This window comes from Oribacterium sp. HCP28S3_H8 (assembly GCF_052064775.1).
Classification (GTDB): Bacteria; Bacillota; Clostridia; order Lachnospirales; family Lachnospiraceae; genus Oribacterium.
The window spans coordinates 229,092-254,579 of record NZ_JBQHUZ010000004.1; the positions used below are offsets into that span (position 1 = coordinate 229,092).

At 49.2% G+C, this 25,488-nt stretch carries 16 protein-coding genes; 15 read left to right on the top strand and 1 reads right to left on the bottom strand.

Features of this window, described 5'->3' with window-relative positions; all coding sequences use genetic code 11:
* The first annotated feature begins 57 nt into the window (after positions 1-57).
* From ACTNEN_RS06755 to ACTNEN_RS06770, 4 genes are all read left to right on the top strand, one after another.
* Complete coding sequence (locus ACTNEN_RS06755) at positions 58-2,160, top strand: glutamine synthetase III family protein (RefSeq protein WP_441205313.1); 2,103 nt, start codon at positions 58-60, stop codon at positions 2,158-2,160.
* A 178-nt stretch (positions 2,161-2,338) separates the two neighbouring features.
* Positions 2,339-6,871 carry a glutamate synthase large subunit gene (gene gltB, locus ACTNEN_RS06760; RefSeq protein WP_441205440.1) on the top strand — a complete coding sequence of 1,511 codons (4,533 nt, stop codon included), beginning with the start codon at positions 2,339-2,341 and terminating at the stop codon, positions 6,869-6,871.
* Positions 6,872-6,883: 12 nt separating this feature from the next.
* Complete coding sequence (locus ACTNEN_RS06765) at positions 6,884-8,413, top strand: glutamate synthase subunit beta (protein WP_441205315.1); 1,530 nt, start codon at positions 6,884-6,886, stop codon at positions 8,411-8,413.
* 185 nt (positions 8,414-8,598) lie between these two features.
* Positions 8,599-9,927 carry an MATE family efflux transporter gene (locus ACTNEN_RS06770; RefSeq protein WP_441205317.1) on the top strand — a complete coding sequence of 443 codons (1,329 nt, stop codon included), beginning with the start codon at positions 8,599-8,601 and terminating at the stop codon, positions 9,925-9,927.
* 20 nt (positions 9,928-9,947) lie between these two features.
* Here the strand turns inward: ACTNEN_RS06770 and ACTNEN_RS06775 are convergent, their stop codons facing one another.
* Positions 9,948-10,877, bottom strand: coding sequence for a LysR family transcriptional regulator (locus ACTNEN_RS06775; protein ID WP_441205319.1), 930 nt, complete (start codon positions 10,875-10,877; stop codon positions 9,948-9,950).
* 576 nt (positions 10,878-11,453) lie between these two features.
* Here ACTNEN_RS06775 and ACTNEN_RS06780 point away from each other — a divergent pair.
* From ACTNEN_RS06780 to ACTNEN_RS06830, 11 genes are all read left to right on the top strand, one after another.
* Entirely contained in the window at positions 11,454-11,948 is a 495-nt protein-coding gene (locus tag ACTNEN_RS06780) for a tripartite tricarboxylate transporter TctB family protein (protein ID WP_441205320.1), read from the top strand.
* A gap of 15 nt (positions 11,949-11,963) precedes the next feature.
* Positions 11,964-13,466, top strand: a complete 1,503-nt coding sequence (locus ACTNEN_RS06785) for a tripartite tricarboxylate transporter permease (protein WP_441205321.1) — start codon at positions 11,964-11,966, stop codon at positions 13,464-13,466.
* A 90-nt stretch (positions 13,467-13,556) separates the two neighbouring features.
* On the top strand, positions 13,557-14,690 hold the full coding sequence (locus tag ACTNEN_RS06790; RefSeq protein ID WP_441205323.1) for a tripartite tricarboxylate transporter substrate binding protein: 1,134 nt from the start codon (positions 13,557-13,559) through the stop codon (positions 14,688-14,690).
* Positions 14,691-15,178: 488 nt separating this feature from the next.
* On the top strand, positions 15,179-16,075 hold the full coding sequence (locus tag ACTNEN_RS06795; protein WP_441205325.1) for a hypothetical protein: 897 nt from the start codon (positions 15,179-15,181) through the stop codon (positions 16,073-16,075).
* Between the two features lie 203 nt (positions 16,076-16,278).
* Positions 16,279-17,610, top strand: coding sequence for an enolase C-terminal domain-like protein (locus tag ACTNEN_RS06800; protein WP_441205327.1), 1,332 nt, complete (start codon positions 16,279-16,281; stop codon positions 17,608-17,610).
* A 183-nt stretch (positions 17,611-17,793) separates the two neighbouring features.
* Complete coding sequence (locus tag ACTNEN_RS06805; protein ID WP_441205328.1) at positions 17,794-19,143, top strand: enolase C-terminal domain-like protein; 1,350 nt, start codon at positions 17,794-17,796, stop codon at positions 19,141-19,143.
* Positions 19,144-19,412: 269 nt separating this feature from the next.
* Complete coding sequence (locus ACTNEN_RS06810; protein WP_441205329.1) at positions 19,413-19,997, top strand: RNA polymerase sigma factor; 585 nt, start codon at positions 19,413-19,415, stop codon at positions 19,995-19,997.
* A 47-nt stretch (positions 19,998-20,044) separates the two neighbouring features.
* Positions 20,045-21,067 carry an RsiV family protein gene (locus tag ACTNEN_RS06815; protein ID WP_441205331.1) on the top strand — a complete coding sequence of 341 codons (1,023 nt, stop codon included), beginning with the start codon at positions 20,045-20,047 and terminating at the stop codon, positions 21,065-21,067.
* A 96-nt stretch (positions 21,068-21,163) separates the two neighbouring features.
* On the top strand, positions 21,164-22,495 hold the full coding sequence (locus ACTNEN_RS06820; RefSeq protein ID WP_441205332.1) for a cysteine desulfurase family protein: 1,332 nt from the start codon (positions 21,164-21,166) through the stop codon (positions 22,493-22,495).
* A 223-nt stretch (positions 22,496-22,718) separates the two neighbouring features.
* On the top strand, positions 22,719-24,854 hold the full coding sequence (locus ACTNEN_RS06825) for a putative bifunctional diguanylate cyclase/phosphodiesterase (RefSeq protein ID WP_441205333.1): 2,136 nt from the start codon (positions 22,719-22,721) through the stop codon (positions 24,852-24,854).
* A 338-nt stretch (positions 24,855-25,192) separates the two neighbouring features.
* The gene (locus tag ACTNEN_RS06830) at positions 25,193-25,480 is read left to right on the top strand and encodes a co-chaperone GroES (protein WP_441205334.1); all 288 of its coding nucleotides are present in this window, start codon (positions 25,193-25,195) and stop codon (positions 25,478-25,480) included.
* Positions 25,481-25,488 lie beyond the last annotated feature (8 nt).

Sequence of the window (25,488 nt, forward strand, 5' to 3'; positions counted from 1 at the left end):
AGATGTCGCGGCCATTGTCCCCTTTTTTTTAAAAAGTATCCTGAGGAGGAGAAATCTATGAGTACATCTATTCCTGAGATCTATGGAAGCCTTGTATTTAATGACAAGGTCATGAAGGAACGACTGCCTAAGGATGTTTACAAGGCAGTACACAAGACAGCCAAAAATGGCACCCATCTGGATCTGGAAGTAGCCAATACGGTTGCTGCAGTAATGAAAAACTGGGCAATGGAGCATGGCGCAACTCATTTTACGCACTGGTTCCAGCCAATGACCGGACTCACGGCAGAAAAGCACGACAGCTTTATTTCACCGACGGACAATGGCGGTGCAGTCATGGAATTTTCCGGCAAGGAGCTTGTAAAGGGCGAGCCGGATGCATCCTCCTTCCCGTCAGGAGGGCTCAGAGCTACGTTTGAGGCGAGAGGCTATACGGCATGGGATCCGAGCTCACCTGCTTTTATTAAGGATGGAACGCTGTATATCCCGACTGCATTCTGCTCCTACAGTGGTGAGGCACTGGACAAAAAGACTCCGCTGCTTCGTTCCATGGAAGCACTCAACAAGGAAGCAGTTCGCCTTCTGAACCTGCTGGGGGATACAGAGGTTACCCATGTGGATACTACGGTAGGCTCCGAGCAGGAGTATTTCCTGATTGATAAGGACCTCTATAAGGCAAGGAAGGATCTGCTCCTTTGCGGCAGAACCCTGCTGGGCGCTCCGGCTCCCAAGGGACAGGAGATGGAGGATCACTACTTTGGAGTTCTTAAGCCAAAGGTGTCGGAGTTCATGCATGATCTCGATATGGAGCTCTGGAAGCTGGGCGTACCTGCCAAGACCAAGCACAACGAGGTTGCGCCATCCCAGCATGAGCTTGCACCGGTGTTTGAGACTGCCAATGTTGCGGTTGACCATAACCAGCTCACCATGGAGATGATGAAAAAGGTGGCGGACAAGCATAACTATGCATGTCTTTTACACGAGAAGCCATTTGATGGTATCAATGGTTCCGGCAAGCACAACAACTGGTCTCTTGTAACCGATACCGGAGAAAACCTGCTGGATCCGGGCTCCACACCGGCGGATAACACCAAGTTCCTTGTATTCCTGCTTTGCATTATCGCTGCAGTGGATGATTATCAGGATCTTATGAGAATTTCCGTAGCAACCGCAGGCAACGATCACCGTCTTGGCGCCAACGAAGCACCACCAGCCATTGTTTCCATCTTTGTAGGTGACGAGCTGCAGAGAGTACTTCAGTCCATTGATGACGGCACGATTTTTAAGAGCACTGCCAAGAAGGAAATGGAAATCGGTGCGCATGTACTGCCGCATTTCACACAGGATAATACCGATCGTAACCGTACTTCACCGTTTGCCTTTACCGGCAATAAGTTTGAGTTCCGTATGCCGGGTTCCTCCCTTTCTGTTGCAGATCCTAACATTGTGCTTAACACTGCGGTAGCCTCCAAGCTTGAGGATTTCTACAAAGCAATCAAGGATGTGCCGGAGGCAGAGCGAGCAGATAAGATCACAGCGCTCCTTAAGAAGATGCTGGATGATCATAAGAGAATCCTCTTTAACGGAAATGGTTACAGTGATGAGTGGGTTAGCGAGGCGGAGAAGAGAGGTCTCCTGAATCTGAGATCTCTGCCGGAGGCTATGCCGTACTTCATCAAGAAAAAGAACGTTGAGCTTTTTGAGAAGTACCATATCTTTACAGAGGCAGAAATCCGTTCCAGATACGAGATCTTCCTTGAGAACTACTCCAAGACCATCCACATCGAAGCACTTACCATGCTCGATATGGTTAAGAAGGATTTCACGGATGCTCTTGTGAAGTATCAGACCGATGTTACCAAGGAAGCCCTCAGTAAGCGGAAGCTTCTGCCGGATGCCAAGTGCAGACTGGAGACCGGAATTCTCGATACACTGGATGACTGCTCCGAGGCAATTGGTAAGGCTGTAGAGAAGCTGGAGAAGGATGTAAAGACTGCGGAAGCAGAGTCCGATCAGCTGAAGCTCGCAAGCTTCTATCATGATGAGGTGCTTACGGATATGGACGAGCTCCGGAAGCCGGTTGACAAGGCGGAGTCCATGATTCCGGGTGATTACATCCCGTATCCGACCTATGATGAGCTTCTGTTCTCGCTGAGATAAGAGCGGAAAATATAAGTATATATTCCGGATGACGAATGTTTCGGTTCGGAAGCATTCGCATCATCCGGAATTTTGCTATATGACGGGATCGGATGAAAATTTGCGCGAAGCTCGCGGAAAAAGTTATATATACAAATATAAAGGAAATAAGGGAGTTACTATGAACAGGAACAGGGAAATGACAGAAAGTGCATATCGACAGTATCTTGCTCCGCTCAATAAGGAGAAGGATGCCTGCGGTATCGGCGTAATTGTAAATATCGATGGTCATCAGGACACCAAGGTGCTGGATGACGCACTGCATATTGTTGAGAAGCTGGAGCATCGTGCTGGTAAGGATGCGTCTGGTAAGGTCGGCGATGGCGTAGGCATTCTGCTGCAGATTTCACATGAGTTCTTTAAAAAGGCGGCACTGGATGCCGGGATTACCTTAGGGGATGCTCGGGATTATGGTGTCGGCATGTTCTTTTTTCCGGAGGATCAGCTGAAGCGGACCTTCGCCAAAAGGATGTTTGAGGTCATTGCGGAGAAAAACGGACTGCATTTCCTTGGCTGGAGAAAGGTGCCGGTGCATCCGGAGATCCTTGGCGATATGGCGAGAAACTGCATGCCATATATCGCGCAGTGCTATATCGAGCGCCCAAAGGATGCAGCGCAGGGGATTGACTTTGACCGGAAGCTTTATGTCTGCCGCCGTGAGTTTGAGCAGAGTTCCGAGGACACCTATATCTGCAGCCTTTCCTCCAGAACCATTGTTTATAAGGGCATGTTTCTGGTAAAGCAGCTCCGGAAGTTCTATGACGATCTGCAGAGCCCGCTGTATAAGACGGCAATCGCCATCGTGCATTCCCGTTTCTCTACCAACACCACACCTTCCTGGGAGCGTGCGCATCCGTACCGCATGATCGCGCATAACGGCGAGATCAACACCATCCGCGGAAATATTGATCGAATGCTGGCTCGTGAGGAGACGATGCACAGTCCGCTTTTGGAGCAGGAGGTCGAGAAGATCTTCCCGGTCATTCCCAAGGCGGCTTCGGACTCCGCAATGCTGGATAATACCTTGGAGTTTCTCTATATGAATGGCATGGATCTGCCGCTTGCCATGATGGCAATCATCCCGGAGCCATGGAAGCATAATCGCTTTATGGAGGAGTCCCGCAAGGATTTCTATCATTATTATGCAACCATGATGGAGCCGTGGGACGGACCTGCTGCAATTCTCTTTTCTGACGGAGATCTTGTGGGTGCAACCCTCGACCGTAATGGTCTGAGACCTTCCCGCTACTATATTACCGATGATAACCGCCTGATCCTGTCCTCCGAGGTAGGCGTGCTGGATATTGCGCCGGAGCATATTGTCAGGAAATCGAGACTCCAGCCGGGACGTATGCTGCTTGTGGATACACGCCAGCAGCGGATCATTTCCGATGAGGAATGCAAGGGCTTCTACGCGAGCCGTCAGCCCTATGGCGAGTGGCTGGACCGGAACCTTGTGCACCTTGAGGACCTGGAAATCCCCAATAAAAAGATTCCGGTACATACGCAGGAAATGCGGGACCGTCTCTATAAGGTCTTTGGTTATACCTATGAGGATGTCAAGACCTCGATCCTGAACATGGCCATGAATGGTGTGGAAATTACTGCTTCCATGGGACATGACATCCCTCTTGCGGTACTGTCCAGAAGTCACCAGCCGCTGTTTTATTATTTCAAGCAGCTCTTTGCGCAGGTTACCAACCCGCCTATTGACTCACTGCGTGAAAAAATCGTAACCGATACCACAGTCTATATCGGCTCGGATGGCAATCTCCTGGAGGAGCAGAGCGACAACTGTAAGATGCTGGAGGTGGACAATCCGATCCTTACCGGTGTGGAGATCATGAAAATCAAACAGCTGAACCGCCCGGGCTTCCGCACTAAAGTGATTTCCTTACTTTATTATAAGAACACATCCATGGAAAAGGCGCTGGATCAGCTCAATATCGCGGTAGATCGTGCCTACGCCGAGGGCTACAACATTATCATCCTATCAGACCGCGGCGTGGATGAGAATCATGTGCCGATTCCATCTCTGCTTGCAGTGTCTTCTGTAGAGCAGCATCTGGTACGGACCAAAAAGCGGACACAGGTTTCCCTGATCCTCGAGTCCGGCGAGCCGAGAGATGTGCATCAGTTTGCGACCATCTTAGGCTTCGGTGCCCGTGCCATCAACCCGTATCTTGCACATGAATGCATCGCAGAGCTGATTGATCTTGGTATCCTGGATAAGGATTATCATACCGCGATCGAGGACTATGATAAGGCGATTCTCAATGGCATCGTAAAGATCGCCGCCAAGATGGGGATCTCCACGATTCAGTCTTACCAGTCGGCCAAGATTTTTGAGGCCATCGGACTCAGCAAGGACTTTGTGGACAAGTACTTTACCGGAACCGTAAGCAGAGTCGGCGGCATCGGCATCGAGGAAATTGCCGAGGGTGTGACCTATCGGCATGATCATGCCTTTGACCCGATGGGACTTGGCGTGGATACAACCCTTGACTCCACTGGATTCCACAACCTCCGCTCTGGTAAAAACAGCGAGGACCACATGTATAATCCGGAGACCATCCTTATGCTGCAGCAGGCGGTCTGGAACTCGGACTATGACAAATTTAAGCAGTACAGTGCTATGGTGGATGATGAGACTCGTCCGCATACACTGCGCGGTCTGATGGAATTTGCACCTAAAAACAAGCCGATTGACATCAGTGAAGTTGAGCCGGTCGAGGAGATTGTCAAGCGCTTTAAGACCGGTGCCATGTCCTATGGCTCCATTTCACAGGAAGCGCATGAATGTATGGCAATTGCCATGAACCGTCTGGGCGGTAAGTCCAATACCGGTGAGGGTGGTGAAAATCCAAATCGGTATGGTACCGAGCGGAACTCTGCCATCAAGCAGGTGGCTTCCGGACGCTTTGGTGTGACCTCTGCCTATCTAAATTCCGCAAAGGAAATCCAGATCAAGATGGCACAGGGCGCAAAGCCGGGCGAGGGCGGAAATCTGCCGGGTAAGAAGGTTTACCCATGGGTTGCCAAGACCCGTTTCTCAACTCCGGGAGTATCTCTGATCTCGCCACCGCCACACCACGATATCTACTCGATCGAGGATCTGGCGCAGCTGATTTATGATCTTAAAAATGTAAACCGTCATGCAAGGATCTCTGTGAAGCTTGTTTCCGAGGCGGGTGTCGGTACCATCGCTTCCGGTGTTGCCAAGGCGGGAGCGCAGGTCATCTTGATTTCCGGTTATGACGGAGGCACGGGAGCAGCTCCGCTTAGTTCCATTCACCACGCAGGACTTCCGTGGGAGCTCGGCATTACAGAGGCGCATAAGGCACTTGTGGAAAATGGCTTAAGAAATCGTGTGATCCTGGAAACCGATGGCAAGCTTATGAGCGGCAGAGATGTCGCGATCGCCGCGCTGCTTGGCGCAGAGGAGTATGGTTTTGCCACTGCGGTGCTGGTCACCATGGGCTGCATGATGATGCGTGTCTGCTCCAAGGACACCTGTCCGTTTGGTATTGCCACGCAGAATGAAACGCTCCGGAAGCGCTTCAAGGGTAAGCCTGAGTATGTGGAGACCTTCATGCGCTATATTGCTGAGGAGCTCCGCGAAATTATGGCAAGCCTTGGATTCCGTACGGTGAACGAGATGATCGGCCGGGTAGACTGCTTAAAGACACGTGACCATCAGGTAACGGCACGTGCTTCAAAGGTCAACCTCTCTGACATCCTGGATCCGAGAGACGTTGCCGGTCCGGAGGAGAGTCATCACTTTGATCCAAAGGCAGTATATGATTTCCATCTGGAAAAGACACTGGATCTCGGCACGCTGGTTCCAAAATTTGCAGCTGCGTTTGCCAAGGCAGAGCCGCACGAGGAAACGGTCGAGGTCACCAGCACCAACCGGAGCTTCGGCGCTATCCTCGGCTCGGAAATCACGGCCCGTTTTGACGGATCACTTCCGGAGGATACGTATAAGGTCAATGCTATCGGTGGCGGCGGACAGAGTTTCGGTGCCTTTATCCCGAGAGGTCTTACGATTCATCTCACAGGAGACGCCAATGACGGCTTTGGCAAGGGACTGTCCGGAGGTAAGCTCGTTGTGACACCATCCCGTAAGGCTTCATTCCGCCCGTCGGAAAACATCATTATCGGAAATGCGGCACTGTACGGCGCAACGGCAGGTAAGTGCTATGTTGAGGGCATTGCAGGCGAACGTTTCTGCGTCCGTAATTCCGGTGCCACTGCGGTGGCGGAAGGCTGCGGCGATCATGGTCTTGAATATATGACCGGCGGCAGAGCTTTAATTCTGGGACCGACCGGAAAGAACTTTGCGGCTGGCATGTCCGGCGGCATCGCGTATGTGCTGGATATGGATCATTCGCTGTACCGCAAGATGAATAAGGGTATGGTTTCGCTGTATGAGGTAACGGAGAAATACGACATTCAGGAGCTGAAGGGCATCCTTACGGATTATGTCAAGGAGACAGACTCGGAGAAAGGCCATGAAATCCTTGACAACTTCCAGGGTTTCCTGCCGTACTTTAAAAAGATCCTGCCTAAGGATTACCAGAAGGTGCTGGTGGCGGTGAGTCATTTTGAGGAGACCGGCATTTCCCATGAAAATGCCGAGATGGAAGCATTCCGCAGTCTGTTTGCGTAAGGAGGGAGTAAAATGGGAAAGGCGACAGGATTTCTCGATTATCAGAGAGTAGATAATAAAGAGCTCCCGGTGCAGGAGCGGATCAAAAATTTTAAGGAGTTTCACGTCCCGATGAGTGAGGAGGAGCGGGAAAGGCAGGGCGCACGCTGCATGAACTGCGGTGTGCCGATGTGCCAGTCCGGTATGAAGCTGAGTGGTATGTACACGGGCTGTCCGCTGCACAATCTGATTCCAGAGTGGAATGATGAGGTTTATCACGGACATCTCGGGCATGCGTTGTCAAGGCTGTTAAAGACCAGCAATTTTCCAGAGTTCACCGGCAGAGTCTGCCCGGCGCTTTGTGAAAAGGCTTGTCTTGAGGGTATTAATGATAAGCCTGTTACCACGCATGAAAACGAGCTTTATATCATTGAGAGTGCATTCGCATCCGGTCTTATGAAGCCAAGAATTCCGGCAGTTCGTTCCGGTAAGAAAGTGGCGGTCATCGGTGCCGGTCCGTCCGGACTTGCGGTGGCGGATCAGCTCAATCACCGTGGACATCTCGTGACTGTACTGGAGCGGGAGGATGAAATCGGCGGACTCCTGATGTACGGCATCCCCAATATGAAGCTGGAGAAGTCCGTGATCCGGCGGCGCCACGCCTTGATGGAAGCGGAGGGGGTGACCTTCCGTACCGGGGTCAATGTCGGTGTGGATGTGACTGCAGAGGAGCTGAGACATGACTTTGACGCGGTGGTGCTGACCTGCGGCGCTAAAAAGGCGCGTCCGCTTGCGGCAGAGGGCATCGACAAGGCGAAGGGCGTTTACTTTGCTGTGGATTTCCTGACCCAGCAGACCAAGGCGCTGGAGCGTGCCGGAAGTGCAGTGGAAGTCGAAATTGAAAAAGCAGGGACCTTGCCGGCAGAGTACTCTGCCAAGGGCAAAAATGTCGTCATTATCGGTGGGGGTGATACAGGAAATGACTGCACTGGCACGGTGATCCGTCAAGGGTGCAAGAGCGTCACTTCAATCGAAATGATGCCCAAGCCCCCGGTGGAGCGGACAGCCTCCAATCCGTGGCCGGAGTGGCCCAGGACACTCAAGGTGGACTATGGTCAGGTGGAGTCTTTAGAGGTTTTTGGTAAAGATCCGCGTGTCTATGAGACAACGGTAAAGAGTGTAGAAACAGACAAAAAGGGAAACCTTAAGTCTGTGACGACCGTAAAGGTGAAGTTTGAGAACCGCAAGATGGTGATGCTGGAGGGAACAGAGCAGAAACTTCCGTGCGAGCTATTGTTGATTGCGGCGGGCTTCCTCGGCTGTGAGAATTACGTGGCGGATGCCTTTGGGCTTAAGCTTACGCAGCGGAACACGATCCTCACTGGTGGCGTCAATGGCGGAGAGTACCGTGCGGTCAGTGCGGACGGTAAGATTTCGGATAAGGTTTTTGCAGCAGGAGATATGCACAGAGGTCAGTCCCTTGTGGTATGGGCGATTGAAGAGGGGCGAGAGTGCGCCCGTGAGGTTGACGAATACCTGATGGGATACTCGACCATGCGGTAAATCCTGGCGCATAACGGCTTAAAGCCTAAAATATTGGCAGATAACGATAGCTGCTGGTAGATCGTAATGGATGCTGGTAGATGGTTCATCCCGGAGGGGCGGATCCCCTCCGGGATTTTTTGAAGCATTTGACTTTATAAATTTAAAGCGCTAATATATGCAATATATATTGGAGGAAGCAGGACATGCAGCGTAATTTATCTCAGGGAAATCTTTTAAAGAACATCACCATGTTTTCTCTGCCATATTTTTTATCCTACTTTTTACAGACACTATATGGTCTTGCGGATCTGTTTATCGCAGGACAGTTTAACGGGGCAGATGTGATTTCCGCAGTTTCCATCGGATCGCAGATCATGCACATGCTGACGGTTATGATCGTGGGACTTGCCATGGGATCTACAGTTATGATTGGCAGGTTTGTCGGAGCAGAGGATGAAAACGGGATTTCCCGTGCCGTTGGTAATACGGTGACGCTTTTTCTCGGAGTGGCGGCAGTGCTTACGGTCGTACCCCTTATGCTGGTGCAGCCGATGATCAGGATCATGTCCACACCTGCGGAGGCAGTACCCGGAGCATCGGCATACCTTACCATATGCTTTGCCGGCATCCCGTTTATCGTTGCCTATAATATCTTAAGCTCGATTTTCCGAGGCATGGGGGATTCCCAGAGCCCGATGACATTTATTGCCGTTGCATGTTTTGTGAATATTATCCTTGATGTTGTTTTCATGGGTCCGCTTAAGATGGGCGCCGCCGGTGCAGCGTGGGGTACCGTCCTTGCGCAGGCGTGCTCGGTGGGCTTTGCCCTTGTCTCCATCATAAAAAAGAAGCTGATAAAAATATCCAGGGCAGATCTCAAGCCGGCGCGACCGGTGATGCGGCAGATTTTAGGCATTGGTACGCCGATTGCCTGTCAGGATGGCTTTATCCAGATTTCTTTTTTGATCATCACCGTAATTGCCAACCGCCGGGGCGTAGATATTTCCGCAGCGGTCGGTATTGTGGAAAAAACCATCAGTTTTCTCTTCCTTGTTCCCTCAACGATGCTTTCCACCGTGTCAACCATTGCTTCTCAAAGCATCGGAGCCGGAAATCCTGTGAGAGCAAGGGAGGCGTTGAAATATGGAATCGGCATTGCTGTGAGCATCGGAGTCTTTTTTGCCATATTGTTTCAGTTCATTTCCGCGCCGTTTTTCACGATGTTCACCAGTGACGAAGTTGTGCGGGAGCTTGCGGTGCAGTATATGCGGACGTATGTACTTGACTGTATCGTGGCAGGCGTGCACTTCCCGTTCAGCGGATTTTTCAGCGCAGCTGGCGTTTCGATTCTGTCCTTTGTCCATAATGTATGTTCCGTATTGCTGATCCGTATCCCGGGTGCATATCTTGCGACAGTGATGTTTCCGGCAACACTCTACGCCATGGGACTCGCGGCGCCCGCCGGCTCTCTGCTCTCGGCAGTGCTTTGCATGATCTTTTACCGCTGGCTCCGGAAACAAGGGAAGGTTTGAGGCTTCACTCCCACGCAGAATTAATTTGTCTGGATCTTGATGAGATTTCTATCCCAGTAATCCTGTACCAGACGGATAAACTCCATGCCGGCATCCGTAATATAGGCACCCTTACGGCTGGTGATGCAGAGATCCCAGTACGGATGATTTGGCAGAACATAGGTGGCAATCCTGGGGTTTGATATATCCGCATAATACCTCGGGACAATCGCGCAGCAGAGATTTGCGGCAACCAGCGGCGGGATACTGCCAGTGGTGTTGGTTTCCATCAGAATATTCGGTTCAAAGCCTGCTCCGGCAAAAATATCATCAATAATCTGCCGGTTTGTGGAGGCGGCAGAGAGCAGTACAAAAGGCTCATACTGCAGATCTTTAAGATTGAGGACCGGAAGCTGATCCCCATCCATCTTATATTTTGCGCACAAAGGGTAGAGCCTTGGCACCAGCACGCACATCTCCTCGGAACCGATTTTACGATAGTCGTCACTCGTCCGCTGATCCTCCCGCAGTGTCACAAATCCCAGGTCGATTTCCCCACTCGTTAAAGCCTTCTGCAGACTTTTTACACCCATTTCAAATGGGCAGATCTTGAGATCGGCAAACTTCTCATGCAAGGCGGGATAGATCTCTGTAAACATGCGAATGCCTCTGCCGGCAGTAAGCCCGATTTTGAGCTCCGATTTTCCGGAATGCGTGATATTGTAGATCCGCTTATATGTATCCTGCCGGATGAGAAGCGCCTTCCGTGCGCCTTCCAGATAGATTTCGCCTGCCTCCGTAGGATGCCAGTCGGTACGAGATCGCACAAAAAGCTGTGTGCCAAGCTCTTTTTCCAGCTTGAGCAGCTGCTGATTCAGAGCAGACTGCGAGATAAAGAGATTTTTGGCAGCTCTTGTAATGTTGTTTTCCTTGGCAATCTCAACCATATATTCACATTGCTTAAAATCCATATTACCCTCCGGAGAATTGCTGTGCCTGATGAATGTATTTGAGGCATCCTTACATGTTTGGGATATTTGTATAAGACTACCTCATGATCCAGATCGTTTTACCATCATCATAGCACTCGCTGCATCGTTTGATTCTGCTGAAAATCATAAAATTCTTTACGTCAAAAATATATCATTAGTTTTGCTAATGTATGCATAAGTAAAACTAACAGAAAAGCTTATCAAAGTACCACTGTACAATAAGTTTTGCTTATGATTCCATTAACTTTATGCGCTTTACTTCAAATCTTTACACCGTTATACTTACTTCAGTTGATAGGAAATTGACGAAATTTTTTAATATATATTCACCTACTGGCAATAAATGATCCATTCCTATTGTGAATTCAGATATATATTCACTTGATTCTGCAAAGTGATTATACATTATATATAAACGCAGCGCGTTTCATCTTGAGCTGCAGGCTTCATGTAATAATTTTTTGTGTTTTATAAGGTCTGAGGATACCTTATGAAATAGATTTCCTGTAAGAGGGCAGGGCGTCCGGAGAAACCGGACAAGAAAGGGGGAACGGTATGTTCTTTAAGAAATATGGCGACCTGGTGGTCGGCATTTTTTACGCGGCACTGGGCATTGCTCTGATTGTCGGCGCAGGCATGCTTCCAAAATCCAAGGTTATGGAGATCGGACCGGATTTCATGCCGAGAGTTGTCGGAACCGTTATTCTGGTGCTGGCACTTTTGCTTCTGTTCTGGACAGTCAAGAATTTTAAGAAGCATGCAGCAGAGGTTGATGCCTCCGGTTACAAGGACACATCCGATTATAAGAGAGTACTTGGAAGCCTGCTGGCGGCAATTATCTATGTCAATATCCTGGAGCCGGTCGGATTTATCATTAGTACACTGGTCTACCTGATTGTGCAGATCTATATTCTGGCACCGGATGCCAACCGGACAAAAAAAGACATTGTTTCATATCTCATTATCGATGTCGTGTTTACCATTGTTGTATATTTCCTGTTCCGTTATGGCTTTAAGATCGTACTTCCGGCAGGAATCTTTGCACTATAAATAAGGAGGAAATAAATGAACGCATTATCTCAGTTAGGCGCCGGATTTATTTCCGTATGCCAGCCGATGTCTCTGCTCTTTATGGTAGCAGGTGTTGCGATCGGTATCGTATTTGGATCTATCCCGGGACTTTCCGCTTCCATGGCTGTGGCACTGATGCTGCCGTTGACATTCAGTATGGATGCCTCCCTCGGTATGAACACTCTTGTTGCTGTATATATCGGTGGTATTTCCGGAGGACTGATTTCCGCAATCCTGCTCAATATGCCTGGTACGGCATCCTCCATTGCGACAACCTTTGATGGTTATCCGATGGCACAGAAGGGTGAGGCCATGAAGGCTTTGGGAACCGGTATTGTGTTCTCGTTCCTTGGCTCCCTGTTTTCCTTCTTTATCCTGTCATTCTTTGCGCCGATGCTTGCGGACATTGCCCTTAAGTTTACGCCGGTTGAGAACTTTGGTATCTGCTTCTTTGCGCTTACCATGGTGGCAATCCTTTCCTCAGGAAATATGATCAAGGGTCTCCTTGCCGGACTTTTTGGACTGGTGTTCTGCTTTGTCGGTATGGCTCCGATTGATGGTACCCCGAGATTTACCTTTGGAAACCAGCAGCTCCTTGCCGGGTTTAATCAGCTGACAACACTGATCGGAATTTTTGCCGTTGCGGATATCCTTAAGTCAGCAGAGGAGATGAATGCCAAAGGCGCCAAGACGATCCCGGTAAGCAAGGTTAAGGGCTTCGGCTTCACCATGAAGGAATTTGTTTCCTGGCTTCCAGGCGCACTGAGAGCGGCTCTGATCGGAACCGGTATCGGTATCCTGCCAGGTATCGGCGGATCTACATCCGGTATGCTTGCCTATGTAACTGCCAAGAACATGTCAAAGCATCCGGAAACCTTTGGTAAGGGTGATCCGGAAGGTATCGTTGCGACAGAGACAGCCAATAACGCGACCATTGGTGGTGCCATGATTCCTCTTCTGGTACTTGGTATCCCGGGCGACGGTGTTACCGCTATGATGCTTGGAGGCTTCCTGATCCACGGACTCTCCGCAGGACCACTGCTCTTTGTAAAAAATGCAGATGTCGTTTACGGTATCTTTGCCGCATGTATGGTCTGCGACCTGATCATGCTGATTGTTGAGTGGACCTGTATCAAGGGCTTTGTACAGGTACTGAAGGTTCCAAAGCATATCCTGATGCCTCTGATCCTTGTACTTTGTGCTGTTGGTGCGTATGCAACCAACAACCGGGTATTTGATGTACAGTCCATCATCGTCTTTGGTGTTGTCGGATACGTTTATCATAAGTTTAACCTGCCGACTACTCCGTTTGTACTTTGCTTCCTGGTTGGCTCCATGACAGAGACGTATCTGCGTCGTGGTATCATGAGCTACAAGAGCTTCGGCGCATTCTTTACACATCCGATCTTTGACGTATTCTTCTTCATCGCATGTGCAGTGCTTGTATGGTCTGCAGTTAAGGAGATCAAGCACGGCGGTAAGAAAGTCGATGAGTAAGATGAAATGAAATTTCCAACAATATGAAACCGGCGGAGAGTGAATCTCTGCCTTCATCCGGGCATTGCCCGTATAAAAGGAGAAAGAATTATGAAAAAGCAGATCTTATCAGCAGTCCTTGCCGGAGGCATGGCATTAAGCCTTGCAGCATGCGGATCCTCCAGCACAACGAGCACGACAGCAGCTGCCGGAAGCTCAGCAGCAGCCGAGACAACCGCAGCAGCTAAAGAGGAGACCAGTGCCCAAGCCAAGGCAGAGAGCACTGCAGCAGCAGAGAGCAAGGGAGCTTCCGAAGCTTCAGGCGCAGTCGGCGGAGATGATATTTCCGAGACAACTGCAACCGACTGGAAGCCATCAGGACCTGTATCCCTCGTACTTCCGGCAGGCGCAGGCGGAGATACCGACCTTTCCGCACGTATCTTTGCACAGTATGCCAAGGAAGCAACCGGTGTTGACTTTGTTGTTGTAAACGCTAACGGTGCATCCGGATCTGTTGCTGCTAACCAGGTACTTTCCGCAGCCAATGACGGACAGACCGTACTGTATGGTCACAACCTGGTCAACGTTGCAAAGGTTGCCGGTATCACAGATTATGATTACACTGCATTTACCCTTGGACCAACATTTGCCAAGAACGATGCACAGGGCCTTTATGTAAATCCGGACAAGTATGACAGCCTGGATGCATTTATCAAAGCAGCTAAGGAGAATCCTGGCAAGCTTAAGGCATGTACAGAGGTTGGTGCATATACCTACTATGAGTTCCTTGAGTTTGAGAAGCTTGCCGGTATTGATCTTGACCTCGTAGATGTAGGCTCCAACTCCGATAAGGTTACCGCAATGCTTTCCGGTCAGGTTGACATGATGCCGGGCGCATTTGTAAATACCAAGGATTACATTGATGCAGGTCAGTTCCTCTGCGTAGGTATCCCGACTGCTGAGAGATCCAAGCTTATGCCGGATGTTCCAACTCTTAAGGAGCAGGGCATTGATATGGTATTCCCGGATCTGGACTACTCCTTCTATTTCCCGAAGGATACCGATGATTCCATCATTGCATGGTATGAGAATACAACCAAGGCTGTGCTTTCCAACGAGAAGTGCCAGGAAGACCTTAAGAACATGGAGATCAATCCGTACTATCTTTCCGCAGCTGATTCTGTAGAAAATGATAAGGGATATCTTGCAACCTTTGAGGAAATTGCTTCTTCTGTTGAGCAGTAATGAGAAGTAATCGATACATTTAAGACGTTATCCACATTTCATATCATTATACAAAACCAAAGCTTTAAACGCATGTGAATGCAGGGAGCCGCAACGGGCACGAAGCATTCACATGCAGGATCTTTCCATGAAGCACAACATGCACAGGGGTCCGGAGATCAAGCTCCGGACCGGCATGGAAGATCCATAGCTTACGTAGGCGGATATGATTTAGTAAAGAAAAAAAGAGTCAGAGATGACGGCATGACATATTTTATCCCCCTCGCGCATAGAGACAAGGGATGATGTATCCTCCTCATGCATTGAAGCACGGTCTTAATTTAAAGTGAGGACAATGCACTCTATGCATATGTCATACCGCGATCTATGATCCTTTTAGGGTTCATCTTTAAAAACCTATATAAAATGAATATATATGGTACTTATCTATAAGAATTTATAAGAATTGTATACAGAATGAAAGCCTTGAGCAGAAAGGGGTAAAGAAAGTGGCAAAGCGGAAGACTGCAGATGCATATGTGACAGAGCTACAGCAGGAAAACAAAAAGCTGCACCTTATGGCATACATCATGATCGCGCTGCTGGTGCTTGTACTTGCTGCAACGTTTACCAAAAAATTCATGCTGGTTACAGTGCTTCTGCTCATTGCAATCCTGTACCAGATTTTTATCCTGCGTAAGGCGCAGAAGCGCTATCTACGGGAATGCGAGGATGTCAATCTCGAGCTTACGGTTATGCCGCAGATTTCCGCGGATCATATCGAGGAAAAGGGCACTTCTCTTGATAAGAAAGAAGTTCTGGCAGCAGGTCTCATCCCATCCGTCGATAAAACCATCAGTGTTTTTAAGACCATTTCGGGAACCAAAGATAAAATGCAGGTTGTTTCCGGAGATATTTCGCTTGTGGAGCATAAGGCTGAGAGCGGAGTTGCCGCAGAGGTCAATACCGGAAACTGGATCCACGTAAAGCTTCCCAAATCTACCGGATATAATTTCAGAATCTCGGAGGATCAGCTCTTTCCGGAGTCTCTGAGAGCAGGCTTTTATGACGGACAGAAGCTTATCGAGACTGCCGGTCCGGATCATTTCCCGGATACACTGCATATCTATACAACTTCCGGCGATACTATGAATGCTTTAAATGCCGGAGATACCGCAAAGCTTCCGTCTACTGCATTTTTCCGTAAGGTACAGACTCTTAATGAGTATACACCGGGAAAGCTTGGAATCAGCGTCCGGGGAGATGTTATGGATGTTTACATTCGCAACCGTTTCCTGGGAAGCGCGTTTTCCGTACGGGATCAGGTGGACCGGAACCGGCTGCTCGCCAATCCTTATCCGGAGCTTGGACATGTACTGGAGCTCACGGAGTTTCTGCTTGGATAATTGTGTTTGCAGCTTGCGACCAGATTTTTATTTCTGTTTTTGATTTTTACCTATATTGTTTATTAATTCATTTTTCTTCATATGTTAATTTCAGCTACAGGTTTGGCGCTGATTTTATAAATCATAAGGTTTTATTTACTACGGAAGAGTGGTGCTTACATCAGGATCGCTTGTCCGGACATTTCAGAAAAGGAGATAATACAATGATTCCAGTAGTAGAAAAGATGGAAGTATTCCCAGTTGCCGGTTATGATTCCATGGAGCTTAACCTTTCCGGTGCGCATGCGCCATACTTTACCAGAAATATCGTGATCCTGACGGATTCCAATGGTGTTGAGGGTGTTGGTGAGGTGCCGGGAGGACAGAAGATCACTTCCGCACTGGAGTCAGTAAAGCCGCTTGTTATCGGAACCAGGATTTCTGATTACAAAAATACACTGAACAGAGTAAGAGAGTGGCTCAATGAAAATGTAAAGGATGATGTGAGAGGTCTCCAGACCTTTGATCTCCGTACCGGTGTGCATGTTGTTACTGCCATTGAGGCTCCGCTGCTTGACCTTATGGGTAAGTTCCTGGAGGTTCCGGCTGCATCTCTCATGGGTGACGGACTTCAGAGAAATTCCGTAAGATTCCTGTCCTATCTTTTCTATGTAGGAGACCGCAAGAAGACAGATCTTCCGTACATGGATGAGTCGGATTCCGACGACGAGTGGTACAGACTTCGTAATGAGGAGGCTATGGATCCGGAGCATATCGTTGCACTTGCCAAGGCAACTCACGAGAAGTATGGCTTCGAGGACTTTAAGCTTAAGGGCGGCGTGCTGGAGCCGGAAGAGGAAGTGAAGGCGGTTGCTGCCATCAAGAAGGCATTCCCGAATGCAAGAGTTGACCTGGATCCGAATGGCTGCTGGTCTCTTAAGAAGTCTTTGGAGATTGCTCCGAAGCTCAAGGAGATCCTTGCGTATGTTGAGGATCCGTGTGGCGCGGAAAACGGCTTCTCCGGTCGTGAGGTTATGGCTGAGTTCCGTCAGGAGTCCGGTATGTTTACCGCAACCAATATGATTGATACAGACTGGAGACAGATGCGTCACTGCATCGAGCTTAAGGCTGTAGATATTCCTCTGGCAGATCCGCACTTCTGGACGATGGAAGGTTCTGTAAGAGTTGGTCAGCTTTGCAATGATTTCGGTCTTATGTGGGGCTGCCACTCCAACAACCACTTTGATATTTCTCTTGCGATGGTTGCACAGTGCGCTGCAGCAATCCCGGGCAGAATGAATGGTATTGATACCCACTGGATCTGGCAGGAGGGCAGAAACCGTCTTACCAAGAATCCGATGCAGATCGTAGGCGGCTGCATTAACGACATCGACAAGATGGTCGGTCTTGGTGTTGAGGTTGACCGTGAGCAGGTACTCAAGGCTAACAAGCTTTATGTAGAGAACTGCCTTGGTGCCCGTGATGATGCCATCGGTATGCAGTACCTGATTCCGGGATGGAAGTTTGATAACAAGCGTCCTTGCATGGTTCGTTAATCTGCTTTGCTTGTATAGCTTTTTATCTACATTACTTATTCATTTATATTTTATATTAAGCTTGCGTATTGCGAGTACTTACTGAAACAGTGGCGAGCCGCAGGCGGGACGGTCTGCGGTTCGCTTTTTGCCATATATTACATAGATCAGGATCTAACGATCCAGGGGGAGAGGTACAAAATCATGGCAGACACACCTGTAATTACCAAAATGACTGTCATTCCGGTTGCCGGATATGACAGTATGCTTATGACACTTTCCGGATGCCATGCACCGGCGTTTACCAGAAACCTGGTTGTGCTGGAGGACAGTGCAGGACACCAGGGCATCGGAGAAATCCATGGCGGAGACTATACCTGTGCATGTCTGAATGCCGTAAAGCCGCTCGTGGAGGGGCAGCCGATTTCGAAATATCGTCAGATTCTGCAGAAAATCCACAAGCTCTCGAGCCCTGCGGCAGGCGATGATGGAGAGGGCATTCAGACGCTGGACATCTCCAAGCTTAAGTTTGTCGTAAAGAGTGAGTGGGCAATCGAGTGTGCCATGCTGGACCTTATGGGTCAGTTCCTGAATGTACCGATGTGTGATCTGCTGGGTGAGGGACAGCAGCGGAAGGAAGTTGAGGTTCTGGGATATCTTTTCTATGTTTCGGATAAGAATAAGGTTCCGGCGGGAGAGATGCAGTACCTTGATGAGAGTAAGAGCACCGATCCATGGTTCCGTCTGAGACGGGAGGAGATTCTGACTCCGGAGCGGATTGTTGAGGAAGCAGAAGCTCTTACAGAGAAATATGGCTTTAAGAACTTTAAGCTTAAGGGTGGCGTCCTTGCCGGAAGTGATGAGATGGATGCGCTGCGTGCGCTCAAGAAGCGTTTCCCGGATGCAAGAATCAACATTGACCCGAATGGCGCATGGAGCTTGAAGGAAGCCATTGATCTTTGCAAGGACATGCATGATGTGATCACCTATATGGAGGATCCGTGCGGTCCGGAGGCAGGATATTCCGGACGTGAAATCATGCGTGAGTTCAAGAATGCAACGCAGTTCCAGGTAGCCACCAACATGATTGCTACCGATTGGAGACAGTTCTATCATACGATTAGCCTCAATGCCTGCGATATCATCCTTGCGGATCCGCATTTCTGGGGCTTTGACGGAGCAATCCGGATGTCACAGCTTCTCACTTCCTGGGGTCTTACCTGGGGTGTGCATTCCAACAATCACTTTGATATTACGCTCGCTGCGTTTGCACAGGTCGGCGCTGCTGCTGTCGGCACTCCGGCACCGCTGGATACACACTGGATCTGGCAGGATGGACAGAATCTTCTGTATGATACACCGCAGATTGTCAATGGTAAGCTGCAGGTACCGGATGCACCGGGTCTGGGTGTGCATCTCAATATGGAGAGAGTCATGGAGGCAAACAAGCTGTATCAGAGTCTGCCATCCCATGACCGTGATGACGCAAAGGCAATGCAGTATCTGATCCCCGGCTGGACGTATGATCATAAGAAGCCATGCCTTGTGAGATGATCAATTGTTAATGTTCATATTATAATCTTATGTAGTAAAGAGCCGAGCCGCTCAGCTGATTTCAGTTGGGCGGCTCGGTTTTTGCGTCAGCAATGTTTACATCCATTTGGATACCTCCTGTTAACAATAAAATAAGCAACTTTAAGTTTCTTATTTATGTAACCGGATCCGTATTTACTGCGTCTATTATAATAGAGGCGGGCGAGAGCTTGCCATAGCCTATGCCTCTTGCAGATCTGCAACATTAAGAAAGACGAGGAGCAAAAATTATGCCTGAATATACACAGGAAACACAGGAAACGATCCTGCAGGATCTTTTTGACCGTAAGGAATCGGTCATCCAGAGCTTGCAGCGTCAATATACAACATATCTTGGTTCCATTGCCCGGAACATCCTGCATAATCCGGAGGATGTGGAGGAAAGCATCAATGACACATGGCTTCGTGCCTGGAATACCATACCGCCGAAGCGTCCGGACAATCTTAAAATATATCTTGGCTGTCTTACCCGGAATATTTCTATCAGCCGTTACCGCGCAAACCATGCGGAGAAGCGTGGCGGAGACAATGTGCGTATGGCGCTCGAGGAGCTTTCGGATTCCGCGGCATTCGCAAAAGACAACGTTGGAGAGGCGGTCAATGCAGCAGCGCTTCAGGATGCCATCAATGCCTTCCTGGGGACGTTATCCGAGGCGCAGCGCAACCTGTTTATTTACCGGTACTTTTTCCTGGACTCCGAAGAGGAGATTGCGCGGCGTGAGGGGATCAGTCGGGCAAAGGTCAAGGTTACATTGTACCGTTTAAGGCTGAAGCTTAAGGAGCGGCTGATCAAAGAGGACCTGTTTAAGGATTGAGAACGTACGTAAAGATTAGAGATACCGTTTATATAAAGGAGAACATTATGAAAAACATTTCAGATCAGAGAAACCATAATATAGAAGAAACGACTGGATCCTTTGGAGCTAAGCAAAATGCACAGCACTTGGCGCCACACTCCCCGGAGGACCAGCTGCTGGATGCCATGGAGGGGATCAGACCGGATTATCTTGCAAATGCCGCTGCCGCGAGAGAAGCAATAACTGCAAGACGGAGCGGAGCCGGTGAATCAAAAGCGGAAACCATTTCGCTGGAGAGCCGCAGGCATAGCCACCGCTTTGGATCCATGCTTGGCAAGGTTGCGGCAGCAGTGATTGCGGTAAGCATTCTCATCCCGAATGTATCCCCGGAGGCAGCATATGCCATGCAGAAGCTTCCGGTGCTGGGAGCATATTTCCGGCTGGTTACCTTCCGTAATTATCAGTATGAGGATGCCAGACACAGCGCGGATGTCAAGGTGTCCGGTATTTTGGTAGATCCGGCAGTTACGGATGCGGCGATTCAGTCCCAGGCGGCAAAGAGTGCAGGGGAGATCAACCAGCAGATTCAGAGTACAACCGATCAGCTGATCACCGATTTTAAGGCATCCCTTCAACAGGATGGCTATGGCGATCTTACGGTATCCACGGATGTTGTTACAGATAGTGAACGCTGGTATGCGATCCGTCTCTCAGCCTTCGTTTCTCAGGCAGATGGGTATCAGGAGAACCGGTATTATGTCATCCGTAAGAGAGATGGGGAGAAGGTGATGCTCAAGGATCTTTTTAAAGATGGTGCGGATTATCAGCAGGTGATCAGTGCAGAGATTATCCGTCAGATGAAGGAGCAGATGGAGCAGGACGACAGCAAGAGCTATTTTATTAATGACCCGGACATCCCGGATGCCAACTTCCAGGAGATCAAGGCGGACCAGCAGTTCTACATCAATAAAGATAATCACCTTGTGATTGTATTCCAGGAGGGTGAGGTAGCACCGATGTATATGGGTACGCAGGAATTTGTGATTCCGGCGGAGGATATTAAGGATATACTGGCGGAGGCACTGTAAGTATAGCGTGGTTGTTGCCTTGCTCCGGGAAATTAACTATAATAGGCAAAATGCAGAGGTGTATAAGAAGGGCAGCAGAGCCCGGAGAGGATCGGCATGTTAACGAGAAAAGTATATCAAAAGAAGGCATATTATTATCTTGATCATGCGGCGACCACACCGCTCTCAAAGGAAGCGCTGGAGGCGATGATACCGTACCTCACAGAGGATTTTGGCAATGCATCCACGATCTATACCTTGGGACAGAGAGCCAAACAGGCGTTGGAGGAAAGCCGTCGGACGATTGCAGAAACCATTGGAGCGAAACCGCAGGAGATCTATTTTACAAGTGGAGGTACGGAGTCAGATAACTGGGCGCTGGTCAGTGCAATGGTGAGCGGAAGGCAGCGGCTTCTGCATGAAGCGATCCAGAGGGATCCTGACGCGATTGTAAATGGGCATCTGATTACCGATAAGATTGAGCATCATGCAATTCTCCAGACGTGCAAATATCTCGAGAGCCTTGGCTTTGACATCACGTATCTGGATGTGGACAGCAAGGGACATGTCGATCCACGGGATGTGGAAGCCGCGATCCGCCCGGACACGATCCTGATCAGTGTGATGATGGCAAACAATGAGATCGGGACGCTGGAGCCGGTGACGGAGATCGGCAGAGTCGCACATGATCATGGTATCCTGTTTCATACAGATGCGGTGCAGGCGTATGGACATATCCCGATCCAGGTGAGTGAGATGAACATTGACTTAATGTCCGCCAGTGCGCATAAGCTGAATGGTCCCAAGGGCGTGGGCTTCCTCTATATGCGGCGGGGTGTCAATTTAAAAAGCTTTATGCATGGTGGCGCGCAAGAGCGGGGCTTCCGTGCAGGTACGGAAAATGTTGCCGGCATCGTAGGCTTTGCAAAAGCCGCCGAGACCGCGTGCGCATCTCTGCGGGCAAGAAACATTCGCGAGCAGCAGGTGCGGGACCATCTTATCGCGCGGCTTACGAGAGGAGTAAAGTTTGCCTGGCTCAATGGCGATCCTGTGGACCGGCTTTCCAACAACATCAATATTACGTTTCAGTATATTGAGGCGGAGACGTTGCTTCTGCTTATGAATGAAAAAAAGATTTATGCAAGCGCGGGCTCTGCCTGTGCAAGCGGGTCGCTGGAGCCAAGCCATGTGCTGCTGGCGCTGGGAGTTTCCAGGGAGGATGCGCTGGGCAGTATCCGGCTCTCGATTGATCCGGATCTGAGCATTGAGGATGCAGATTATCTTGTGGATACGCTGAAGCCGATGATCGAAAGATTGAGACGGCAGTCCTCAAGGTATCTCGAGGCGATTGGCGAGCTTCCGGAAACAGATGCCGAGGAGCCGGAGGCGAAGGCGGCCGGCGCAGCTGATGCCGTAGATACCGAAGATGCAGGAGGCGCTCTGCACTGATTTCCGGTTTCATGGATAAACCGGAAATCAGTGGATGTCAAGGATGTCGGAAGAAAAATCTTAAATATAGCTTACAATGTCTCCTTAATTTGTAAAAGGATTTGAACTAATTCTGTCTCTGCCATATAATAAGGCCTATGGACTGAAAAACGCATAGATCAGTTCAGTGAGGATCCATTTGGTTAGCGCACACTGGGTATGGCATAGGCAGAAGGAAGTAAACATGGCACCAAGGGAAATGAAGACAGAGCATGCCCGGATCGCGGGAGAGATCATCCGTGATCAGTATATTGCAGATAGCCTGACGGAACAGGAACAGCAGGCATTACTTAAATATCAGAAGCTTGCTGACTGGATTCCGGGAGGCTTTTTTATTTACCGAGCTCGGGGAGATGAGGAGATCCTTTTTGCAAACCGTCAGATGCTTGCCATTTATGAGTGTGACAGCTATGCGGAGTTTAAAAGGTATGTCCGTGGAAGTTTCCGGTACATGGTGGATCCGGAGGAGCTTCAGGAGAGTGAGACGCAGATATGGGAGCAGATCAACAGCGGATCGGATCATTTTGACATGCTGGAGTACCATATTGTGACCGCACGGGGGCATGTACGTAAAATCGAGGACCATGGACGCTACATTGTGGACCCGGAGCTCGGAGAGATTTTTGCAGTTTACATTATGGATGTCAAGATTCGGGACGCAAGCCGCAATATTGACCGACTGACCGGACTTTTTGGCATGAAACGGTTTCTTACGACGCTCGGACGTCTGACGGAAGGTGAAAAAAGCTGGAAGTCAGATGCCGGCTTTGATCTCATCTATATCGATGTTGTAAATTTCAAGCTTTATAACCGTGACCATGGACATACTGCGGGAGACGCATTTCTCAGGTCTATGGCAAAGGAAATTCATAAGGTATTTCCAGGACAGTATGCAAGCCGTTTCAGCGCGGATCAGTTTTATGTGATTTCCAGTCCGGAGGACACAGTTTCCGGGATCAGAAGACTGCACGACTATTTACGAGAGAACATGCAGGTGGAAATCTGTGCGGGCATCTATCATGTCCATCACGAGGATGCCAAACCGGTGATTGTCTGCGACCGCGCCAAGATTGCCGGAGAGAAGGCATCGGGAGATTTCCATAGATACTATAGGAGCTTTACAAAAAGCATGGAAGCAGAGCTCTCCCTGTCCTCGTATCTCTGCGCACATATCAATGAAGCAATCCAAAAAGGCTGGATCCGAACCTGGTATCAGCCGATTGGGAGGACTTTGAGCGGCAAAATCATCGGCTTTGAGGCACTCGCCCGCTGGGAGGATCCGACCTATGGTTTTATGACACCGGCAGCATTTATCCCGGTGCTGGAAGAGAATCATCTGATCCATGAGCTGGATATGCATATGCTCGACAGCATTTGCCGGATGCTGAGCGAGCGGCAGCAGTGCGGAGCAAAGCTGTTTCCTGTATCCTGTAATCTCTCAAGACTGGATTTTGAGGTAGAGAATCTCCATGACAAGATCAACGCCATCCTTGCGCGATACGGTATCCCACATGAGCTTATCCATATTGAGATTACCGAGTCTGTGTTGTTTGGCAGTGAAGAGGAGATGCGTGAGCATATCGCAAGATTTCATCGGGATGGGTATCATGTCTGGATGGATGATTTTGGAAGCGGCTATAGTTCGCTTAATACCTTGCAGACCTTTGACTTTGATGTGCTGAAGATGGATATGCAGTTTTTACATAAGGAGAATGCAAAAACGCCGATGATTCTCGCATCCATCGTCAATATGGCTAAAAATCTGGGGATCAGTACGCTTGCGGAGGGTGTGGAAACCAGAGAACAGTATGATTTCCTCCGTACCATTGGCTGCGAAAGAGTGCAAGGCTATTTACTCTCAAAGCCTCTGCCGTTTGAGGAGTGTTATGATACGTTACAGCAGAAGGGCTTCATCCTGGAAAGTACCGGTGACCGGATCTTTTATGACCAGATCGGCCGCGTTAATTTCCTCTCCGCACATCCGATGGAGTTTACTTCTGTCAAGGCGGAAAGTAACATTCCAATCGCCATCTTTGAATATGTAGATGGACATCAGCATACGATCTATGCCAATGATGCGTTCCGAAGCTATCTCCATAGCATCGGCATCGGGGATTTATCGGAACTCGACGGCATTCACAATGATAAAAAGAGCAGCTATTACGGGATGGTCCGGGATGCCATCTATAAGGCGGACGCAGACAAAGCCTCTATCTGTGATTTTGTGAATGCAGGCATCCGCGGGCGGCTTCAGTTCCGGAAGGTCGCCGAGTGGCAGAACCGGAAGGCATATCTCTGCGCAAGTGTCCTCGCGGTGTAATCTTTCTTTGGCATTTCCTTCCTTGACATTCAGGACAGCAAAAAAAGCTGGATAAGAAATTCATCCGAAGCGGATCGACCATGCTTCGTTTCGGATGAATTTTTTGGTGCAAATTAAAATCCTGGATTTGTGAAGAATATGTGAATTTTATAAATAGTTAGCACTCAACGCTTGACGTTGCTAATAGCCCGCGCTATAATACAAACTGTTCGGAAAAAAGCAAGCTTCAGGGTACGAGATGGCAGCAGGAGATTATATTTGAATTTCTGTCAAGCCTCTCATGCATGACCCTTAAGAGCTTTATTTCATAAGAAAATAGTTTGAGGAGGTTCTCAATCATGAAGTTAGTTCCATTATTTGACAGAGTCGTTCTGGAGAAGGAAAAGATGGAGGAGACTACAGCCAGCGGTATCGTGCTGCCAGGTCAGGATGATAAGGAGAAGCCGGGTCAGGCAGTTGTTGTTGCCGTAGGTCCGGGCGGAGTAGTTGACGGCAAGGAGATCAAGATGCAGGTCAAGGAAGGTCAGCATGTTATTTTCTCCAAGTATGCCGGTTCCGAGGTTGAGATCGACGGTCACAAGTATACGGTTGTAAAGCAGAATGATATTCTTGCTGTTGTGGAATAAATAATAAG